The sequence below is a fragment of the Streptomyces sp. NPDC030840 genome, assembly GCF_055572015.1.
Genome location: NZ_JBVIEE010000003.1, coordinates 124822 through 139377, shown reverse-complemented (window position 1 = coordinate 139377; position 14556 = coordinate 124822). Strand labels below are relative to the sequence as shown.

At 68.2% G+C, this 14556-nt stretch carries 12 protein-coding genes; 10 read left to right on the top strand and 2 right to left on the bottom strand.

The window, feature by feature from the left end; genetic code table 11:
* Positions 1–6: 6 nt before the first annotated feature.
* The 3 genes from ACZ49J_RS07895 (at position 7) to ACZ49J_RS07885 (ending at position 3788) form a co-directional block, all read left to right on the top strand.
* Positions 7–1509 (top strand): restriction endonuclease subunit S, encoded by a 1503-nt coding sequence (locus tag ACZ49J_RS07895; protein WP_467447184.1) that lies wholly within the window; start codon positions 7–9, stop codon positions 1507–1509.
* Complete coding sequence (locus ACZ49J_RS07890) at positions 1506–3065, top strand: type I restriction-modification system subunit M (protein ID WP_467446628.1); 1560 nt, start codon at positions 1506–1508, stop codon at positions 3063–3065. Before ACZ49J_RS07895 ends, ACZ49J_RS07890 begins: the two co-directional genes overlap by 4 nt.
* 72 nt (positions 3066–3137) lie before the next feature.
* Complete coding sequence (locus ACZ49J_RS07885) at positions 3138–3788, top strand: hypothetical protein (RefSeq protein ID WP_467446627.1); 651 nt, start codon at positions 3138–3140, stop codon at positions 3786–3788.
* Between the two features lie 372 nt (positions 3789–4160).
* On the opposite strand, the gene ACZ49J_RS07880 is transcribed toward ACZ49J_RS07885, so the two are convergent.
* The gene (locus tag ACZ49J_RS07880) at positions 4161–4622 is read right to left on the bottom strand and encodes a hypothetical protein (protein WP_467446626.1); all 462 of its coding nucleotides are present in this window, start codon (positions 4620–4622) and stop codon (positions 4161–4163) included.
* 587 nt (positions 4623–5209) lie between these two features.
* On the opposite strand from ACZ49J_RS07880, the gene ACZ49J_RS07875 reads away from it, so the two are divergent.
* Complete coding sequence (locus ACZ49J_RS07875; RefSeq protein ID WP_467446625.1) at positions 5210–6034, top strand: DUF2637 domain-containing protein; 825 nt, start codon at positions 5210–5212, stop codon at positions 6032–6034.
* A 66-nt stretch (positions 6035–6100) separates the two neighbouring features.
* On the opposite strand, the gene ACZ49J_RS07870 is transcribed toward ACZ49J_RS07875, so the two are convergent.
* Positions 6101–6577, bottom strand: a complete 477-nt coding sequence (locus ACZ49J_RS07870) for a MarR family winged helix-turn-helix transcriptional regulator (protein ID WP_467446624.1) — start codon at positions 6575–6577, stop codon at positions 6101–6103.
* 110 nt (positions 6578–6687) lie between these two features.
* On the opposite strand from ACZ49J_RS07870, the gene ACZ49J_RS07865 reads away from it, so the two are divergent.
* The 6 genes from ACZ49J_RS07865 (at position 6688) to ACZ49J_RS07840 (ending at position 14441) form a co-directional block, all read left to right on the top strand.
* Complete coding sequence (locus ACZ49J_RS07865) at positions 6688–7101, top strand: HGxxPAAW family protein (protein WP_467446623.1); 414 nt, start codon at positions 6688–6690, stop codon at positions 7099–7101.
* Positions 7102–7188: 87 nt separating this feature from the next.
* On the top strand, positions 7189–8070 hold the full coding sequence (locus ACZ49J_RS07860; protein ID WP_467446622.1) for a DUF2797 domain-containing protein: 882 nt from the start codon (positions 7189–7191) through the stop codon (positions 8068–8070).
* 350 nt (positions 8071–8420) lie between these two features.
* Positions 8421–9161 carry a response regulator transcription factor gene (locus ACZ49J_RS07855; protein ID WP_467446621.1) on the top strand — a complete coding sequence of 247 codons (741 nt, stop codon included), beginning with the start codon at positions 8421–8423 and terminating at the stop codon, positions 9159–9161.
* On the top strand, positions 9158–10753 hold the full coding sequence (locus ACZ49J_RS07850; protein WP_467446620.1) for a sensor histidine kinase: 1596 nt from the start codon (positions 9158–9160) through the stop codon (positions 10751–10753). Before ACZ49J_RS07855 ends, ACZ49J_RS07850 begins: the two co-directional genes overlap by 4 nt.
* Before the next feature lie 14 nt (positions 10754–10767).
* Positions 10768–12222, top strand: a complete 1455-nt coding sequence (locus ACZ49J_RS07845; protein ID WP_467446618.1) for a bifunctional glycosyltransferase family 2/GtrA family protein — start codon at positions 10768–10770, stop codon at positions 12220–12222.
* On the top strand, positions 12219–14441 hold the full coding sequence (locus tag ACZ49J_RS07840) for an ArnT family glycosyltransferase (RefSeq protein ID WP_467446617.1): 2223 nt from the start codon (positions 12219–12221) through the stop codon (positions 14439–14441). Before ACZ49J_RS07845 ends, ACZ49J_RS07840 begins: the two co-directional genes overlap by 4 nt.
* Positions 14442–14556 lie beyond the last annotated feature (115 nt).

Genomic DNA, 14556 nt, shown 5'->3' with positions numbered 1-14556 from the left:
AGTGACGTGGAGCTTCCGGTGGGGTGGGTTTGGGCCCGCCTTGACGAGATCGTTGAGGTACTCGACCATCAGCGAGTTCCGGTCAGTGCAAAGGAACGGGCACAGCGCCCTGGAAGAGTTCCCTACTACGGAGCCACTGGACAGGTCGGCTGGATCGATACCGCGCTATTCAACGAGGAGTTGGTGCTCCTCGGCGAAGACGGTGTGCAATTCTTCGACGGCCACAAATCCAAGGCATACAGAATTTCAGGTCCCTCATGGGTAAATAATCATGCACATGTCCTGCGAGTGCGTGAGGGTGTCACGCTCAGCCGTTTCGTGGTCCATTATCTGAACAGCTTTGACTATGAGGGCTACGCAAATGGGACAACTCGCCTAAAACTCACAAAGTCGTCAATGGCTTCGATCCCGGTTCCTTTGCCGCCGATCGCGGAGCAGTATCGAATCGTCGAGGCCCTCGAATCCCACCTCTCCCGCCTTGATGCAGGGGAACAGGATCTCAATACTGCGCAAGTCCGCGCCAAGTCTCTTCAGAAGTCCGCTCTCGAGAGGGCAATGAACGGAGAATTCGCTGCCCAGAGTGACAATGACGAACCGGTTGACGTCCTTCTCGGGAGAGTCGAGGCTGAAGTCTCTCAGGCAACAAAGGGGAGGCGTCGGAGTGCCCCAGAGCCTGCGAAACTCAGCCCGCATGCACGCGTGCCCGCACACTGGGCCGTGCAGCCGCTCGGATCACTAGCCCGCAAGATCGAGTACGGGACATCCGCCAAGGCCCATGCCCATCCGGCCGCCACGGATGTACCCGTTTTGCGCATGGGGAATATTCAGGATGGCCGCCTGAATTTCGAAAACCTGAAATACCTGCCTGCCGACCATCTCGACACATCAAAGCTAGCGCTTAGTGATGGCGACCTTCTTTTCAATCGCACGAATAGTGCGGAGTTGGTCGGCAAGGCGGCCGTTTATCGTTCCATGAAGGGCCCTGCTACCTTCGCCTCGTATCTGATTCGCTGCCAGCTCGCCCAAGGTATCGAGCCAGAATGGGTGAACCTGTGCATCAACAGTCCTGAGGGGCGACGCTACATCAATTCTGTCGCTGCTCAGCAGGTAGGGCAGGCAAACGTGAACGGAACTAAACTGGCGGCCTTCCCAATCCCCGTGCCACCCCACGGTGAACAGCTCAGGTTGCTCGCAGAATTGCATGAATGGCGCGAAACCGTCGAACGAACAGCAAGCATCGCCCAGCGCGCGCTGAAGCGTTCCGCGCACCTTCGACGGTCTCTGCTAAGCCATGCATTCTCCGGACAGCTCGTCTCCCAGGACCCCGCCGACGAGCCCGCTTCCGTACTTCTCGACCGCATCCGCAGCGAGCGCGAGGCGCAGGGAGCCAAGTCCAGGGGGGCCGCACGCCGCGTCCACAAGACGGCCGCCCCAGACACCCCACCCCCGCCCCCCGCTTCCTCATCTCCGTCCCCCGTCGCCGCCGTTCAGCAGGAGCTTCCGCTGTGACCCCCGCATCCCTCGCCTTGGCACACGCGCAGACCAACACGCTGGTCGCCAAGCTCTGGAACTACTGCAATGTCCTGCGGGACAACGGGCTGTCCACCATCGAGTACGTTGAGCAGCTCTCATACCTGCTCTTCCTCAAGATGGCCGACGAGATCGCCTCCGATCCTTTCACTGAGCAGGAGGCAAAGGCCGTTGTACCCCCCCAGTACGACTGGCAGTCCCTCGCCCGCCTCAAGGGCATCGACCTCGAAGTCCACTACCGCAAGATCCTCGAAGAGCTTGCCAAGAAGCCCGGCACCACCCTCGGCACCATCTTCGCCAAGTCCCAGAACCGAATCACCGAGCCCGCCCTCCTCGAAAAGCTGGTCATCGATCTGATCGGCAAGGAGGACTGGACGATCCAAGGGACGGACCTGAAGGGTGACGCCTACGAGGGTCTGCTCGCCAGGGGTGCCGAGGACACCAAGACGGGTGCTGGCCAGTACTTCACGCCGCGCGCACTCATCGATGCGATGGTCGACGTGATGCAGCCGAGGCCCGAGGACACGATCACCGACCCCGCCTGCGGTACCGGCGGCTTCCTGATCGCCGCGCACAGCTACATCCGCAGGCGCCACATACAGCACCTGTCACGGGAGCAGCGGCTCGAGCTCGGGTCCGGCAAGATCTGGGGCAATGAGTTGGTCACAGGCACTGCCCGCTTGGCCGCCATGAACATGCTGTTGCACGGCATCGGTGACGCTGATGGCAAGTCCCTCATCACCGTGGGCGACGCTCTCGCCGACAAGCCTGACCGTCATGCGTCGCTCGTGCTCGCCAACCCGCCCTTCGGTAAGAAGTCTGCGATCACGATCGTCGGCACAGACGGCAAGGCCGAGAAGGAAGACATCTCATACGAGCGGGACGACTTCCGCGCTACCACCACCAACAAGCAGCTCAACTTCCTCCAACACATCATGTCGCTGCTGGAGATGAACGGCCGAGCGGCCGTGGTCCTTCCGGATAATGTGCTCTTCGAAGGTGGCGCGGGCGAGAAGGTGCGCCGACGCCTGCTCGACGAGTTCGATCTGCACACGATCTTGCGCCTGCCCACCGGCATCTTCTATGCGGGCGGCGTGAAGGCCAACGTCCTGTTTTTCGAGAAGAAGCCGCCCCGCAGCGGGGGTGCCCACAACACCTCGAAGCTCTGGGTCTACGACTTCCGCACCGCCAAGCACTTCACGCTTAAGCAACACCCGCTGACCCGTGCGGCTCTCGACGAGTTCGTCGAGGCGTACCTGCCCGGCAGGCCGCGCAGCGAGCGGGTGGAGTCGGAGCGTTTCAAGTCCTTCGACTACGACGAGCTCATCGCTCGCGACAAGGTGAATCTCGACATCACGTGGATGAAGGATCCGGCGCTCGACGACGCCGACAGCCTTCTGCCGCCCGAGGTGATCGCCCAGGAGATCGTCGAGGACTTGCAGGCCGCGCTGAGCGAGTTCGCGGCCATCGCCGAGGCCCTCGGTGGTGAGGTATCGGCCGACACCGACGCAATTGAGCCAACTGAGAGTGGTTGATCCACAACTGGGTTGCCCCTCCCCCGTCCCGCCGGAATCCTGATTCTCAGTCCAGCGAGACGGGGGAGTTCCATGTCGGCCGCACATCCGCAGACACGCGAGTTCCGGGCGTTCCTGACCAACCTCGAGTACGCCCGGAAAATGATCGTGGCGGGCAAGAGCCTGGCTGCCTTCCAGTCCCCGGTCATCGACATCGGCGACTTCTACCGGGCCGCCTGGGTACAGGCCGTCAGCGCCATCGACCACTGGTTCCACGAGGAGCTGTACCGGCGCGTGGCCGAGCTGGCCGCAGAGGACGGTCCCGGAATGCCCTACCAGTTAACGAAGTTCGAGCTGCCTTTGGTCAAGGTGGAGGAAGTCCGGCGCGGCACGACCACGCTCGCCGACGCCGTCTCTGAGCATGTCAAGGCGAAGTGGGGCAACGCGGCACTGCAGAACCCTCGCAAGATCAGCGAGGCGCTGAAGCTGGTGACGGAAGAGGACATCTGGGCCAAGGCCGCCGTCCAGCTCAACGAGTGGAACCACGGCCGTACGTCCATGAACGCGCAGACACTGAAGCAGAAGTACAACTCGATCACCGATCGCCGCAACAGGATCGCCCACGACGCGGACCTGCTGGACGGCGACCTCAAGCGTCGCCGCCCCATCTCCGACGCCGACGTTACCGACGCGATCGACTGGATCGAGCGAATCGCCCTCGCCATCGCCACTGTGCTGGGATGAGTCGACCTCTCAGGCACCGTCATTGCGGCAACGCCACCGCTCGGAGTTGACGGCAGCTCTGACGGCAACGACGGCACACAGAGGCGTATGATCGCTTAGCTAGGCGATCGGTGTAGGAGGCCGCCGGCACTCCTCACGGCGGGGTGCCCGATCCTACGGATCAGAAGGTTGCAGGTTCGAATCCTGCCGAGTGCGCACAGGCCAGAGGCCCCGGAGAGATCCGGGGCCTCTGGCGTTTTCGGGCCGTACAGCGGCGGCGCACAGCCTTCCGGGAAACCTCGCTGGTGATCGCCGTGACCTGAGAGCGTGTCAGCGCGCCCATCTCGGCCCCCCTGCCTGCCCACGCGAGAACCGGCGCGGACTCGATTCGTGTCACCCCCGGCCCGGTCGCCGAGAAGGAGGGCGGCGCTGTCTGCGCTCCCGGAGCAGTCGGGCGACCCAGCCCCCGACGACTACGAACCCGGCGAAGATCGCGCTCCAGAGCCAGCTGCGGTGCGGATCGCTCAGTCGGCCACCGAGCCACAGGACCGCTGTGCAGATCGACCAGACGCTGATCCAATGGACGCCCTCGAACCACAGGGGCGGCGCGTCCTGTGCGGCGGCGGACGGCGGAGCCGACTGCCACCCTCCGGTGCGTTCGTAGTGAGCCTGGCGCCGGCGTTCGAGCCGGCACACGAGCCAGAAGAACAGCCCGGCACCCAGCCCCCACAGCATCGCCTGCACCATGAGCACCAGATCGCCGAAGGCGGAGAGCACCCAGGCGAGCAGCAGTCCATTCACGGCGCCGGCCACTACTCCGGTGGCCACGGGATGCCGGGCCAGTAACACCTGCACCCTGGGGGGAGGCTCGGTACCGCCGTGGCGTCGGTTCGAACTCCAGGAACGCTCGCCGCAGCCTCTTCACGGACCGCTCCCTTCCTGCTGACACCGGGCGACGCGCATCTTCCCCGACGGACCTCGGCCTGTCGTCCCTGTCGACCAGAACCGTCCCACTAACACCCAAGATCACATCAGTGGCGCTGCGCCATGCGGAACCGGCCTTTCCTTCCCGTGAAACGCCTGTATGGCCCAACCCCATCACCTGATTGCCACGCATCTGCAGCATTGTGTCCCGCGTTGGAGGGGTATGACTGCAGCAACGTCCTCTCCGGCGCCATGGGGTTCTTCAAGCAGCGCGGATTCCCGTCTCCATGCGCGTGTGCTCTTGAAGGGAGGGTGGACCTTCACACCGCGACCGACGTCCGCCCCGGACACGAACGCCTACCTGAGTTTTCGCGGTAATCGCATTGAATTGCTGTACTCGTCCACTGTCCTTGAGGGTTTCCTGGCGGAGATGGGCGCGATTCAGAACGAGTTCGAGCGCCTGTGGACCGGGGAACCGGTCGGCTCACATCATCGTGGCTGGGCGGGGAAGAGCCGCCATGTCTGAGACGTACAGCGGCCATGGGATCGGTGGGGCCCACCTCGAGCCGGGCGTGCGGGCGTGGCCGTACACGGATTACGAGAGTTCCTCCCCGGCGCCCGTGCAGCAGCCCTTTCCACCGTTCGCCCCTCTGGACGCGTCATGGGATCCGGCGGAGGAACTCGCGTATCTGCTGCGGGATCAGGCGGCGGCCGAGAGCGGTGTATTTCCCCCGGAACCGGCCGCGGGCGAATCCGGCGAGGAAATTCCCGCGGCCGAACGTCTCGCCGGTTTGGCGCAGGTCAGCGACGAACTGACGCGCGTGCGTCCGGTGCCCGGCCATCGCCGTGTCGCACCGCGAAAACCCACGCTCAGTGCGCTGCAGAAGACCAGTTATCTGATCGTCGCCATTGCGGCTGTCGTCGTTTCGATGGTCAGCGTGCTCGGCGGGGTGATCACGTACGATCCGCTCCGCCGTCTTCCCGGCCCCCATGCCGCGTATGGAGCCGGAGCTTTGTGGCCCTTGCTTGTCTACGGCCCCTGGACGGTGGCCACTTTGTCCATTCTGCGGGCCGCTCTCCATCGGCGTCGTGCCGCGCACTCCTGGTCCGTCGTGCTCTTCTTCTCGGGCATCGCCATGCTCCTGTGCATCGCCGAGGCGCCCAGGACCATCACCGGTGTGGCGACCGCGGCTCTTCCCTCTCTCGCCGCCCTCGCCTGCTTCCAGCAGCTCGTCCGCCAGATCACCCTGACCCGTCCGCCCCGCAAGACCGTCCGCCGGCACCGTACGTCCACGCCGCCCTTCACCGCCTACCGTCCCCCACAGCAGAAGACCGGTGCCTGAGCTCCCCTGACCGCGTCCACTGATCCCCGGCGGCGAGCCCCGGCGCGCCGCGGGGCGTCACGGGCGTCACCGACCCTCGCGCAGCTCTGCCAGGTACTGCTTCAGCACACTGCCCGTGCGGGTGAACCAGTCGTGCAGGACGGCGATCTCGTCCGGGGAGTAGTCGGCGAACACCTCCGCGAGGCGGGCGTAGAACGGTGCGTAGAGGGCCTGGACCTCTTCGGCGGCGCAGGCGGTGGCGGCCACGCGGACACGGCGGCGGTCCTCCGGGTCGGGGCGGCGGGTGACGTAGCCGGCGCGTTCGAGGCGGTTGAGGACGCCGGTCACCGCGCCCGTCGTGACGTTCGCCCGGGCTGCCAGGTCGCCGGCGGTGAGCAGGTCGTCGCCTGCCTCCAGGACGTACGCGAAGCAGGTGAGGTCCGTGACGGTCAGGCCCAGGCGCTGGGCCATTTCCTGCTGGCCGATCATGCTCGTCGCGATCAGGTGGTCCATCGCGGACAGGGTCTGCTCGGGGGTGGCGGGCGGTCGCGGCTTGCCCTGCATGGCGGTTCCTCGGCATTTCTCTTAGTGCGTGAGAGGTTTATGTTATTAATCTCTTAGGTAGTGAGGGGCCGAGGGATTCTAAAGGGTCGACGCGGAGGGGGCGGTACATCGTGGGCGCGCACCAGTACGACGAAGGGCACACGGTCGCGGGGTGGACCGGGTTCGGGATCGCCACTGCCGGCGCGGCGGTGGCAGGGGTCGGCATGTGTACGGGGAACGCGGTGGGGCTGGGGGGCGGGGTCGCCGTCGTCGGGGCGAGTGTGATCGTCACGTGGGTGCTGCATCTGGCGGGGTGGGGCAAACCGCCTGGGGTGCGGCCCGCGGACCAGTGGGGGATGCGGGTACGGGACCTCTCCGCCCGGAAGGGCCATCCCGGGTGCGTGGGATGCCGGCTGGCCGGACGGGGGCCGAAGGATGTGCCGAAGGAAGCCGTGGTCGTCGTCGTGCCCGCTGAGGCGTCGCCGCTCCCGGGCTCCGGGGCCGCCGACGGGAGCACCCCGGGGAGCGTCGAGGTCGTCGGCTGATCGCGCTCTGGGCCCGGACAGCCGTTCCGTGAGGCCATTTACCCAGGTCAGGCGCATTGTCAGTGGCAGCACGTAGTCTCGTGGGTGATGGCACAGGCGTGGAGATGCGCGGGTCTGCGGTGGGTCGGCGTGGAGCCCGTACTGGTGTGGGAAGGCGGGCGCGGGAGTGCTCTGCCACGGGGGAAGAAGGTGGCCTTTGGGGTGGTGACAGGGGGTGTGCGCACGTGTGTGGGAGCACGGGGGCACGGGTGCCCCACACGGGCGGGGGTGTCGGGGCGGAGCACTGGCGCGCGGTGTGAGGAGTGTGCGCGGCTGGATCGGGCGCACTCCGTCGCCGCGGACACCATCGCGGACGATCCGCGGCCGTACCACGTGTACCTCGCGTGGTTCGGGCCCGGCATGGTGAAGGTGGGAATCACCGCGGTCGAGCGGGGGGCCGCACGACTGCTGGAGCAGGGGGCCGTCTGCTTCAGCCTGCTGGGGCGCGGGCCGTTGATGGCGGCTCGGCGGGCGGAGGAGGTTCTGCGGGCCGCGCTCGGGGTGCCGGACCGGATTCCGTACGCCGACAAGCGGGTCGTACGGGCCGCGTTGCCCGCGGCCGGGGAGCGGGCGGCGGAGGTGGCGGAGCTGCACGCGCGGGCGGTGGCACTCGACGGCTGGCCGGAGTCGTTGGAGCGGTTGCCGTGCCGGACGGTCGACCACGCGGAGGTGTTCGGGCTGGACGGTCTGCCGGGCGCCGACGCGGTGGTGAGCGAGCTCGTCGCGGGCGGGACCGTGGGCGGTGTGGTCCTCGCCGCCGCCGGGCCCGATCTGCATCTGGCCACCGGGCGCGGGGTCGTCGTCCTCGACACGCGGCTGACGACGGGGTGGGAGCTGGTGGCGGTGGAGGCGGGGGAAGAAGGGGTCCTCGGAGTGCCGGTACGGGAGGTGAGGAGGAACGGGGGAGGTGTTCAGGACGGGCTTTTCTGACGGTCCGGCCGAAGGTCGGCTCGGCGGCTGACCTCGGCCCGCCCCGGCCCGTCCCGACCCGACGGGACGGGCGAGCAGTGAGTGCCGTCTGAGGATGCTGTGTCCGGGGATCGGGTTCACCCAGCAGAAGCACAGGATGCCGGTGTCGCACGCGGCGGAGTCCCGGCAGGACGCACCAGCAGGGCGAAAGGACTGGTCAGCTCGGTATGGCGGCGAATGGACAGCGCATCGGGGAGGGGAGGCGGAACGAGCGGTCCCCAGGGGCTGCCTGAGAGACGCCTGTGAGTTTCTCAGGGAAATCACAGGTTGCCGAAAGGGTGCTCTCAGAGCGGGGCGCCATGGTTTCCGGCATGACCACGACCTCGCCCCAGGGGCGCACCGAACTGCTGAGGCCGGACGGGAGCCCCGTCCGAGTGCTTGTGGTGGACGACGAGCTGTCGATCACCGAACTGCTGTCCATGGCCCTTCGTTACGAAGGCTGGCAGATCCGCAGCGCGGGGGACGGACAGGGGGCGGTGCAGACCGCTCGCGAGTTCCGGCCCGACGCCGTCGTCCTCGACATGATGCTGCCGGACATGGACGGCCTGGCCGTTCTCGGGCGGCTGCGCCGTGAGCTGCCGGACGTGCCGGTGCTCTTCCTGACCGCCAAGGACGCGGTGGAGGACCGTATCGCCGGGCTCACCGCCGGCGGTGACGACTACGTCACCAAGCCGTTCAGCCTTGAAGAGGTCGTCGCCCGGCTGCGCGGGCTCATCCGGCGTTCGGGTGCGGCGGACCGGCGTTCCGACTCCGTGCTCGTCGTGGGTGACCTCACGCTCGACGAGGACAGCCACGAGGTGTCGCGGGGCGGGGAGAACATCCACCTGACCGCCACCGAGTTCGAGCTGCTGCGTTTCCTGATGCGCAACCCGCGGCGCGTGCTCAGCAAGGCGCAGATCCTCGACCGCGTGTGGTCGTACGACTTCGGTGGCCAGGCCAACGTCGTCGAGCTCTACATCTCGTACCTGCGCCGGAAGATCGACGCCGGGCGCGAGCCGATGATCCACACCCGGCGCGGGGCCGGCTACCTGATCAAGCCCGCGGTGTCATGAGCGGACGACGACGGTCGCGTACGCAGGGACAGGGGCGAGTGAGCCGGCCGCGTACGCTGCGCACGCGACTTGTCGTCTCCGCGGTGGCGCTGATCGCGGTGGTGGCCGCCGTGATCGGCACGGTGACGACCATAGCGATGCAGCAGCGCCTGAACGAGCAGCTGAACGACACGGTGTCGGAGGTCGCGAAGCGCGCAGGTGGTCCGCCGGAGATGGCCAAGGACCCGAACTTCCAGAGGCCCGAAGAACCGCTCGACTTCGTCACCAAGGGCCCGCAGGAGCTCGGCACGATCGGCGCCGTGGTCGAGAACGGTCAGATCTCGAGTGCGCTCCGCAGCGCGGAGTCGACGAACACGTTCAACGGCGAATCCGCGGCCATCGCTCTCACCGAGACGCAGAAGGACGAACTCGCCAAGGTCCCACGCGACCGGGGCATGCACACGATCACCCTCACAGGCCTGGGTGAGTACCGTGTGAAGTACACGAAGGGCCCGAAGGGCGACTTCTACGTCGCCATGCCCACCACGTCCGTCACCGAGACCATCAACACCCTCATCCTCGTAGAAGTCAGCGTCACCGCCGCCGGTCTCGTGGCCGCCGGTATCGCCGGGGCCGTCATGGTCGGTGTCGCCCTGCGTCCCCTGCGCAAGGTGGCCCACACCGCGACCCGCGTCTCCGAACTGCCCCTGCACACCGGCGAGGTCACCCTCAACGAGCGGGTCCCCGAGTCCGAGACCGACCCCCACACGGAGGTCGGGCAGGTCGGCGCGGCGCTCAACCGCATGCTCGACCACGTCCACAGCGCCCTGCACGCACGTCAGCAGAGCGAGACGCGCGTACGGCAGTTCGTCGCGGACGCCAGTCATGAGCTGCGGACGCCGCTCGCCTCCATCCGGGGCTACGCCGAGCTGACCAGGCGAGGGAGAGAGGAGATCGGGCCCGATACCCGGCACGCGCTCGGGCGGATCGAGTCCGAGTCGGGCCGTATGACGCTGCTCGTCGAGGATCTGCTGCTGCTCGCGCGGCTCGACGCGGGCCGGCCCCTGCAGTTCGAGCAGACCGACCTCATCCCGCTCGTCGTGGACACCATCAGCGACGCCCGGGCCGCCGGACGCCGGCACAACTGGCGGCTCGACCTGCCCGACGAGCCCGCGCTCGTGCCGGCCGACGCCGCACGCCTCCAACAGGTCCTCGTCAACCTGCTCGCGAACGCCCGTACGCACACCCCACCGGGGACGACCGTCACCGCGCGCGTGCAGCGGCGCGGGCCGTGGATGTGCGTGGACGTCGAGGACGACGGGCAGGGCATCCCGGAGTCTCTGCTGCCGCACGTCTTCGAACGGTTCGCGCGCGGCGACTCCTCGCGCTCCCGCGCCTCCGGGTCGACCGGTCTGGGCCTCGCCATCGTGCAGGCCGTGGCGACCGCGCACGGCGGTGCCGTGACCGTCGACAGCGTTCCCGGGCGGACCGTCTTCACGGTTCACCTGCCTGCCCTTGCCCGGCCCATGCCCTCGCTCGACCAGGCGACGAACTGGGAATCGGACTCACAGGCACAGCACAGCACCACCACATGGGCACGACAGGGGGCCTGACGAGAGTCGTTCCCATGCGAACCGACTCTTCTCCCGGCAACCTGCCGGCGCGGGAGCACCTCCCGGCCGGAGACGCCGGTACGCCTGTCCTGGACGTAGTGATCCCCGTCTACAACGAGGAGAAGGACCTCCAGCCGTGCGTCCGCAGACTGCACGAGCACCTGGCGCGCACCTTCCCGTACGCGTTCCGCATCACGATCGCGGACAACGCGTCGACGGACACCACCCCGCTGGTGGCCGCGCGGCTGGAGGCGGAGCTCCCGGAGGTCATGTCCTTCCGGCTGGAGCAGAAGGGGCGCGGGCGGGCCCTGCGGACGGTGTGGTCCGCGTCCGACGCGCCGGTCCTCGCCTACATGGACGTGGACCTGTCCACCGACCTCAACGCGCTGCTGCCGCTGGTGGCGCCGCTGATCTCGGGCCACTCCGACCTGGCGATCGGCTCCCGGCTCAGCCGCAGCAGCAGGGTGGTGCGCGGCCCCAAGCGGGAGTTCATCAGCCGCGTGTACAACCTGATCCTCCGCGGCTCGCTGCAGGCCCGCTTCTCGGACGCCCAATGCGGCTTCAAGGCGATACGCCGTGACGTCGCGCAGGTGCTGCTGCCGCTGGTGGAGGACACCGGCTGGTTCTTCGACACCGAGATGCTGGTCCTCGCCGAGCGCGCGGGCCTGCGGATCCACGAGGTGCCGGTCGACTGGGTCGACGACCCGGACTCGACCGTCCACATCGTGAGGACCGCGACCGACGACCTCAAGGGCGTGTGGCGGGTGGGCAGGGCCCTGGCCACCGGCTCGCTGCCGCTGGACCGGCTCGCCCGGCCCTTCGGGGACGACCCCCGCGACGGGGAGATCAAGGACGTGCCGCGCGGCCTCGCCCGCCAACTCGTCGGGTTCTGTGTCGTGGGCGGCATGTCGACCCTCTTCTATCTCCTGCTCTACAGCGGTTTCCGTCCCTTCATGGGCTCGCAGTTCGCCAACGCGCTCGCCCTGCTCGTCTCGGCGATCGCCAACACGGCGGCCAACCGGCGCCTGACCTTCGGCGTCCGCGGCCGGGACCGAGCCGTACGGCACCAGGCCCAGGGCCTGGTGGTGTTCGGGATCGGGCTCGCCCTCACCAGCGGCTCGCTCGCCGCCCTGAACGCGGCGACGTCCAGCCCCTCCCACTCCACGGAACTGGCGGTCCTCATCGCCGCCAACCTCGCGGCGACGGTGCTGCGGTTCCTGCTCTTCCGGGCGTGGGTGTTCCCCGACCGGCGTGACGAGGCCCCCGTGTCCTCGACCGTCGCCGCCTCCCACACCCCCTCCTCACCGACGTACGCGACGGCCCCCGCGCCGTACGTCACCACTCCTTACTCCCCTTACTCCGCATCCCAGTTCCGCGCCGGTGACGCCGCGGACCGCACCTGGGGGGACGCAACCACGCCGATGCAGCCGGTGCGCCCGCACGATCACGATTCGAGGAACGCACGATGACCGCGCAGTACGACACGACACCCCAGCACGGGGTGAGCCCCGCCGCGCAGGCCTGGGCGCCGCCCACCAGAACAGCCCTCCAGGAGCCGGTGGTTCCGCAGACCCCCGGCACCCCGACCGCCCCCGGCGCCGGTGAGCCGAAGCAGCCGTTCGGCCGACGCCTGTGGAGGGGCCGCCCCGAGGACCACCGCTGGGTGCGTCCGGCCTTCCTCCTCGCGCTGCTGGTGATCGGCGGCCTCTACACCTGGAACCTCACGGCCTCCGGATACGCCAACTCCTTCTACTCCGCGGCCGTCCAGGCCGGCAGCCAGTCCTGGAAGGCGTTCTTCTTCGGCTCCCTCGACTCGGCCAACGCCATCACGGTCGACAAGCCCCCGGCCTCGCTGTGGCCGATGGCCCTGTCGGTCCGGGTCTTCGGTCTGAGCTCCTTCGCGATCCTGTTCCCGCAGGTTCTGATGGCGGTCGCCACGGCGGCCGTCCTGTACGGGGCCGTGCGGCGCCGGTTCAGTGCCGCGGCCGGCTTCGTCACCATGGCGGTCTTCGCGCTCACGCCCGTCGCCGCCCTGATGTTCCGCTTCAACAACCCGGACGCGGCCCTCGCGCTGCTGATGGCCGCCGCGGTCTACTGCACGCTGCGCGCCCTGGAGAAGGCCCGGACGAAGTGGCTGGTGTGGGCCGGTGTCGCGATCGGTCTCGCCTTCCTGGTCAAGACCCTGCAGGCCTTCCTGATCCTGCCGCCTCTCGCGCTGGTGTACGTCGTCTTCGCGCCGGCGAGCTGGAAGAAGCGCGTCGGCCAGGTGCTGCTCGCCGGGCTCGCGGTGGTCGTCGCGGGCGGCTGGTGGGTGGCGATCGTCGAGCTGTGGCCGGCGTCGTCGCGCCCGTACGTCGGCGGCTCGCAGAACAACTCCTTCCTGGAGCTGACCTTCGGCTACAACGGTCTCGGCCGCATCAACGGCGAGGAGACCGGCAGCGTCGGAGGCGGCGGTGGCAGGGGCGGCGGCAACTGGGGCGAGACCGGCTGGGACCGGATGTTCAGCTCCAGCATCGGCGGCCAGATCTCCTGGCTGATCCCGGCAGCGCTGATCATGCTGGTGGCCGCCCTGTGGATGACGCGGAAGGCCAAGCGAACCGACACGGCCCGTTCCGCCTTCCTCCTCTGGGGCGGCTCGCTGCTGATCACCATGGTGATCTTCACCTTCATGCAGGGGATCTTCCACGAGTACTACACCGTCGCCCTCGCCCCCTACGTCGCGCCGCTGATCGGCATGGGCGCGGCCGTCCTGTGGGAGGAACGCGGCAGGGCCTGGGCGTCGCTGACGCTGGCGGGCGCGATGACGGCGACCGCGGTGTGGGGGTACGTCCTCCTCAACCGCTCCTCCGACTACCTGCCCTGGCTGAAGTGGCTGGTGCTCGTCGGCGGTCTCGTCGCCGCGCTGGGCCTGATCTTCGTCAACAAGCTCGGCCGTCAACTCACCATGGGGGTCCTCGGACTCGGCTTCGTCGCCGCGCTGGCCGGTCCGACGGCCTACACACTCACCACCCTGAACGAGGGCCACACCGGCTCGATCGTCACGGCCGGTCCGGCGGTCGCGGGTGGTCGCGGCGGCCCCGGCGGCGGTGGCGGCATGGGCGGTGGCCCCGGCGGTGGCGGCGGCTTCCCGGGCGGCCAGAACCAGCAGGGCCAGCAGAACGGTCAGCAGGGCGGTCAGAACGGTCAGATGGGCCGGCCCCCGACCGGCGGCAACGGCGGTGGCCTCCCCGGCAACGGCGGTGGCTTCCCCGGCGGCGGCCAGACCCAGCAGGACGGCCGGGGCGGTGTGGGCGGCGGTGGCGGCATGGGCGGCCTGCTCAACGGCGCGTCCGTCAGCTCCGAGGCCAGGGAACTGCTGGAGAAGGACGCCAGTGACTACACCTGGGCCGCCGCGGCCATCGGTGCCCAGAACGCCGCGAGCTACCAGCTCTCCACCGGCGAGCCGGTGATGGCGATCGGCGGCTTCAATGGCACCGACCCGTCCCCGACGCTGGCCGAGTTCAAGAAGTACGTGGAGGAAGGAAAGATCCACTACTTCATCTCCAGCGGCACCCGCGGCGGCATGGGCGGCAACAGCGACGGCACCTCCTCGCAGATCAGCTCCTGGGTCCAGGAGAACTTCAGGGAGGTCACGGTGGGCAGCTCGACCTTCTACGACCTGACGCAGCCGACGAGCGGCGGCAACTGACGGTTCCCTCCGGGGGTTCGGCGGGGAGACAGTTCCCCTGATCAAGGCGGTGGCCCGGGGCATGGCGCCTCGGGCCACCGCCTTTTGCCACGGCCGATACTGCCTTGTACAGCGT

What these genes read in the sequence shown, in the direction of transcription:
- ACZ49J_RS07850 (WP_467446620.1), top strand. Translation starts at nt 9,158, where the DNA reads ATGAGCGGACGACGACGGTCGCGTACGCAGGGACAGGGGCGAGTGAGC.
- ACZ49J_RS07870 (WP_467446624.1), bottom strand. Translation starts at nt 6,577, where the DNA reads ATGCAGGGCAAGCCGCGACCGCCCGCCACCCCCGAGCAGACCCTGTCC.
- ACZ49J_RS07875 (WP_467446625.1), top strand. Translation starts at nt 5,210, where the DNA reads ATGTCTGAGACGTACAGCGGCCATGGGATCGGTGGGGCCCACCTCGAG.
- ACZ49J_RS07855 (WP_467446621.1), top strand. Translation starts at nt 8,421, where the DNA reads ATGACCACGACCTCGCCCCAGGGGCGCACCGAACTGCTGAGGCCGGAC.
- ACZ49J_RS07885 (WP_467446627.1), top strand. Translation starts at nt 3,138, where the DNA reads ATGTCGGCCGCACATCCGCAGACACGCGAGTTCCGGGCGTTCCTGACC.
- ACZ49J_RS07845 (WP_467446618.1), top strand. Translation starts at nt 10,768, where the DNA reads ATGCGAACCGACTCTTCTCCCGGCAACCTGCCGGCGCGGGAGCACCTC.
- ACZ49J_RS07860 (WP_467446622.1), top strand. Translation starts at nt 7,189, where the DNA reads ATGGCACAGGCGTGGAGATGCGCGGGTCTGCGGTGGGTCGGCGTGGAG.
- ACZ49J_RS07840 (WP_467446617.1), top strand. Translation starts at nt 12,219, where the DNA reads ATGACCGCGCAGTACGACACGACACCCCAGCACGGGGTGAGCCCCGCC.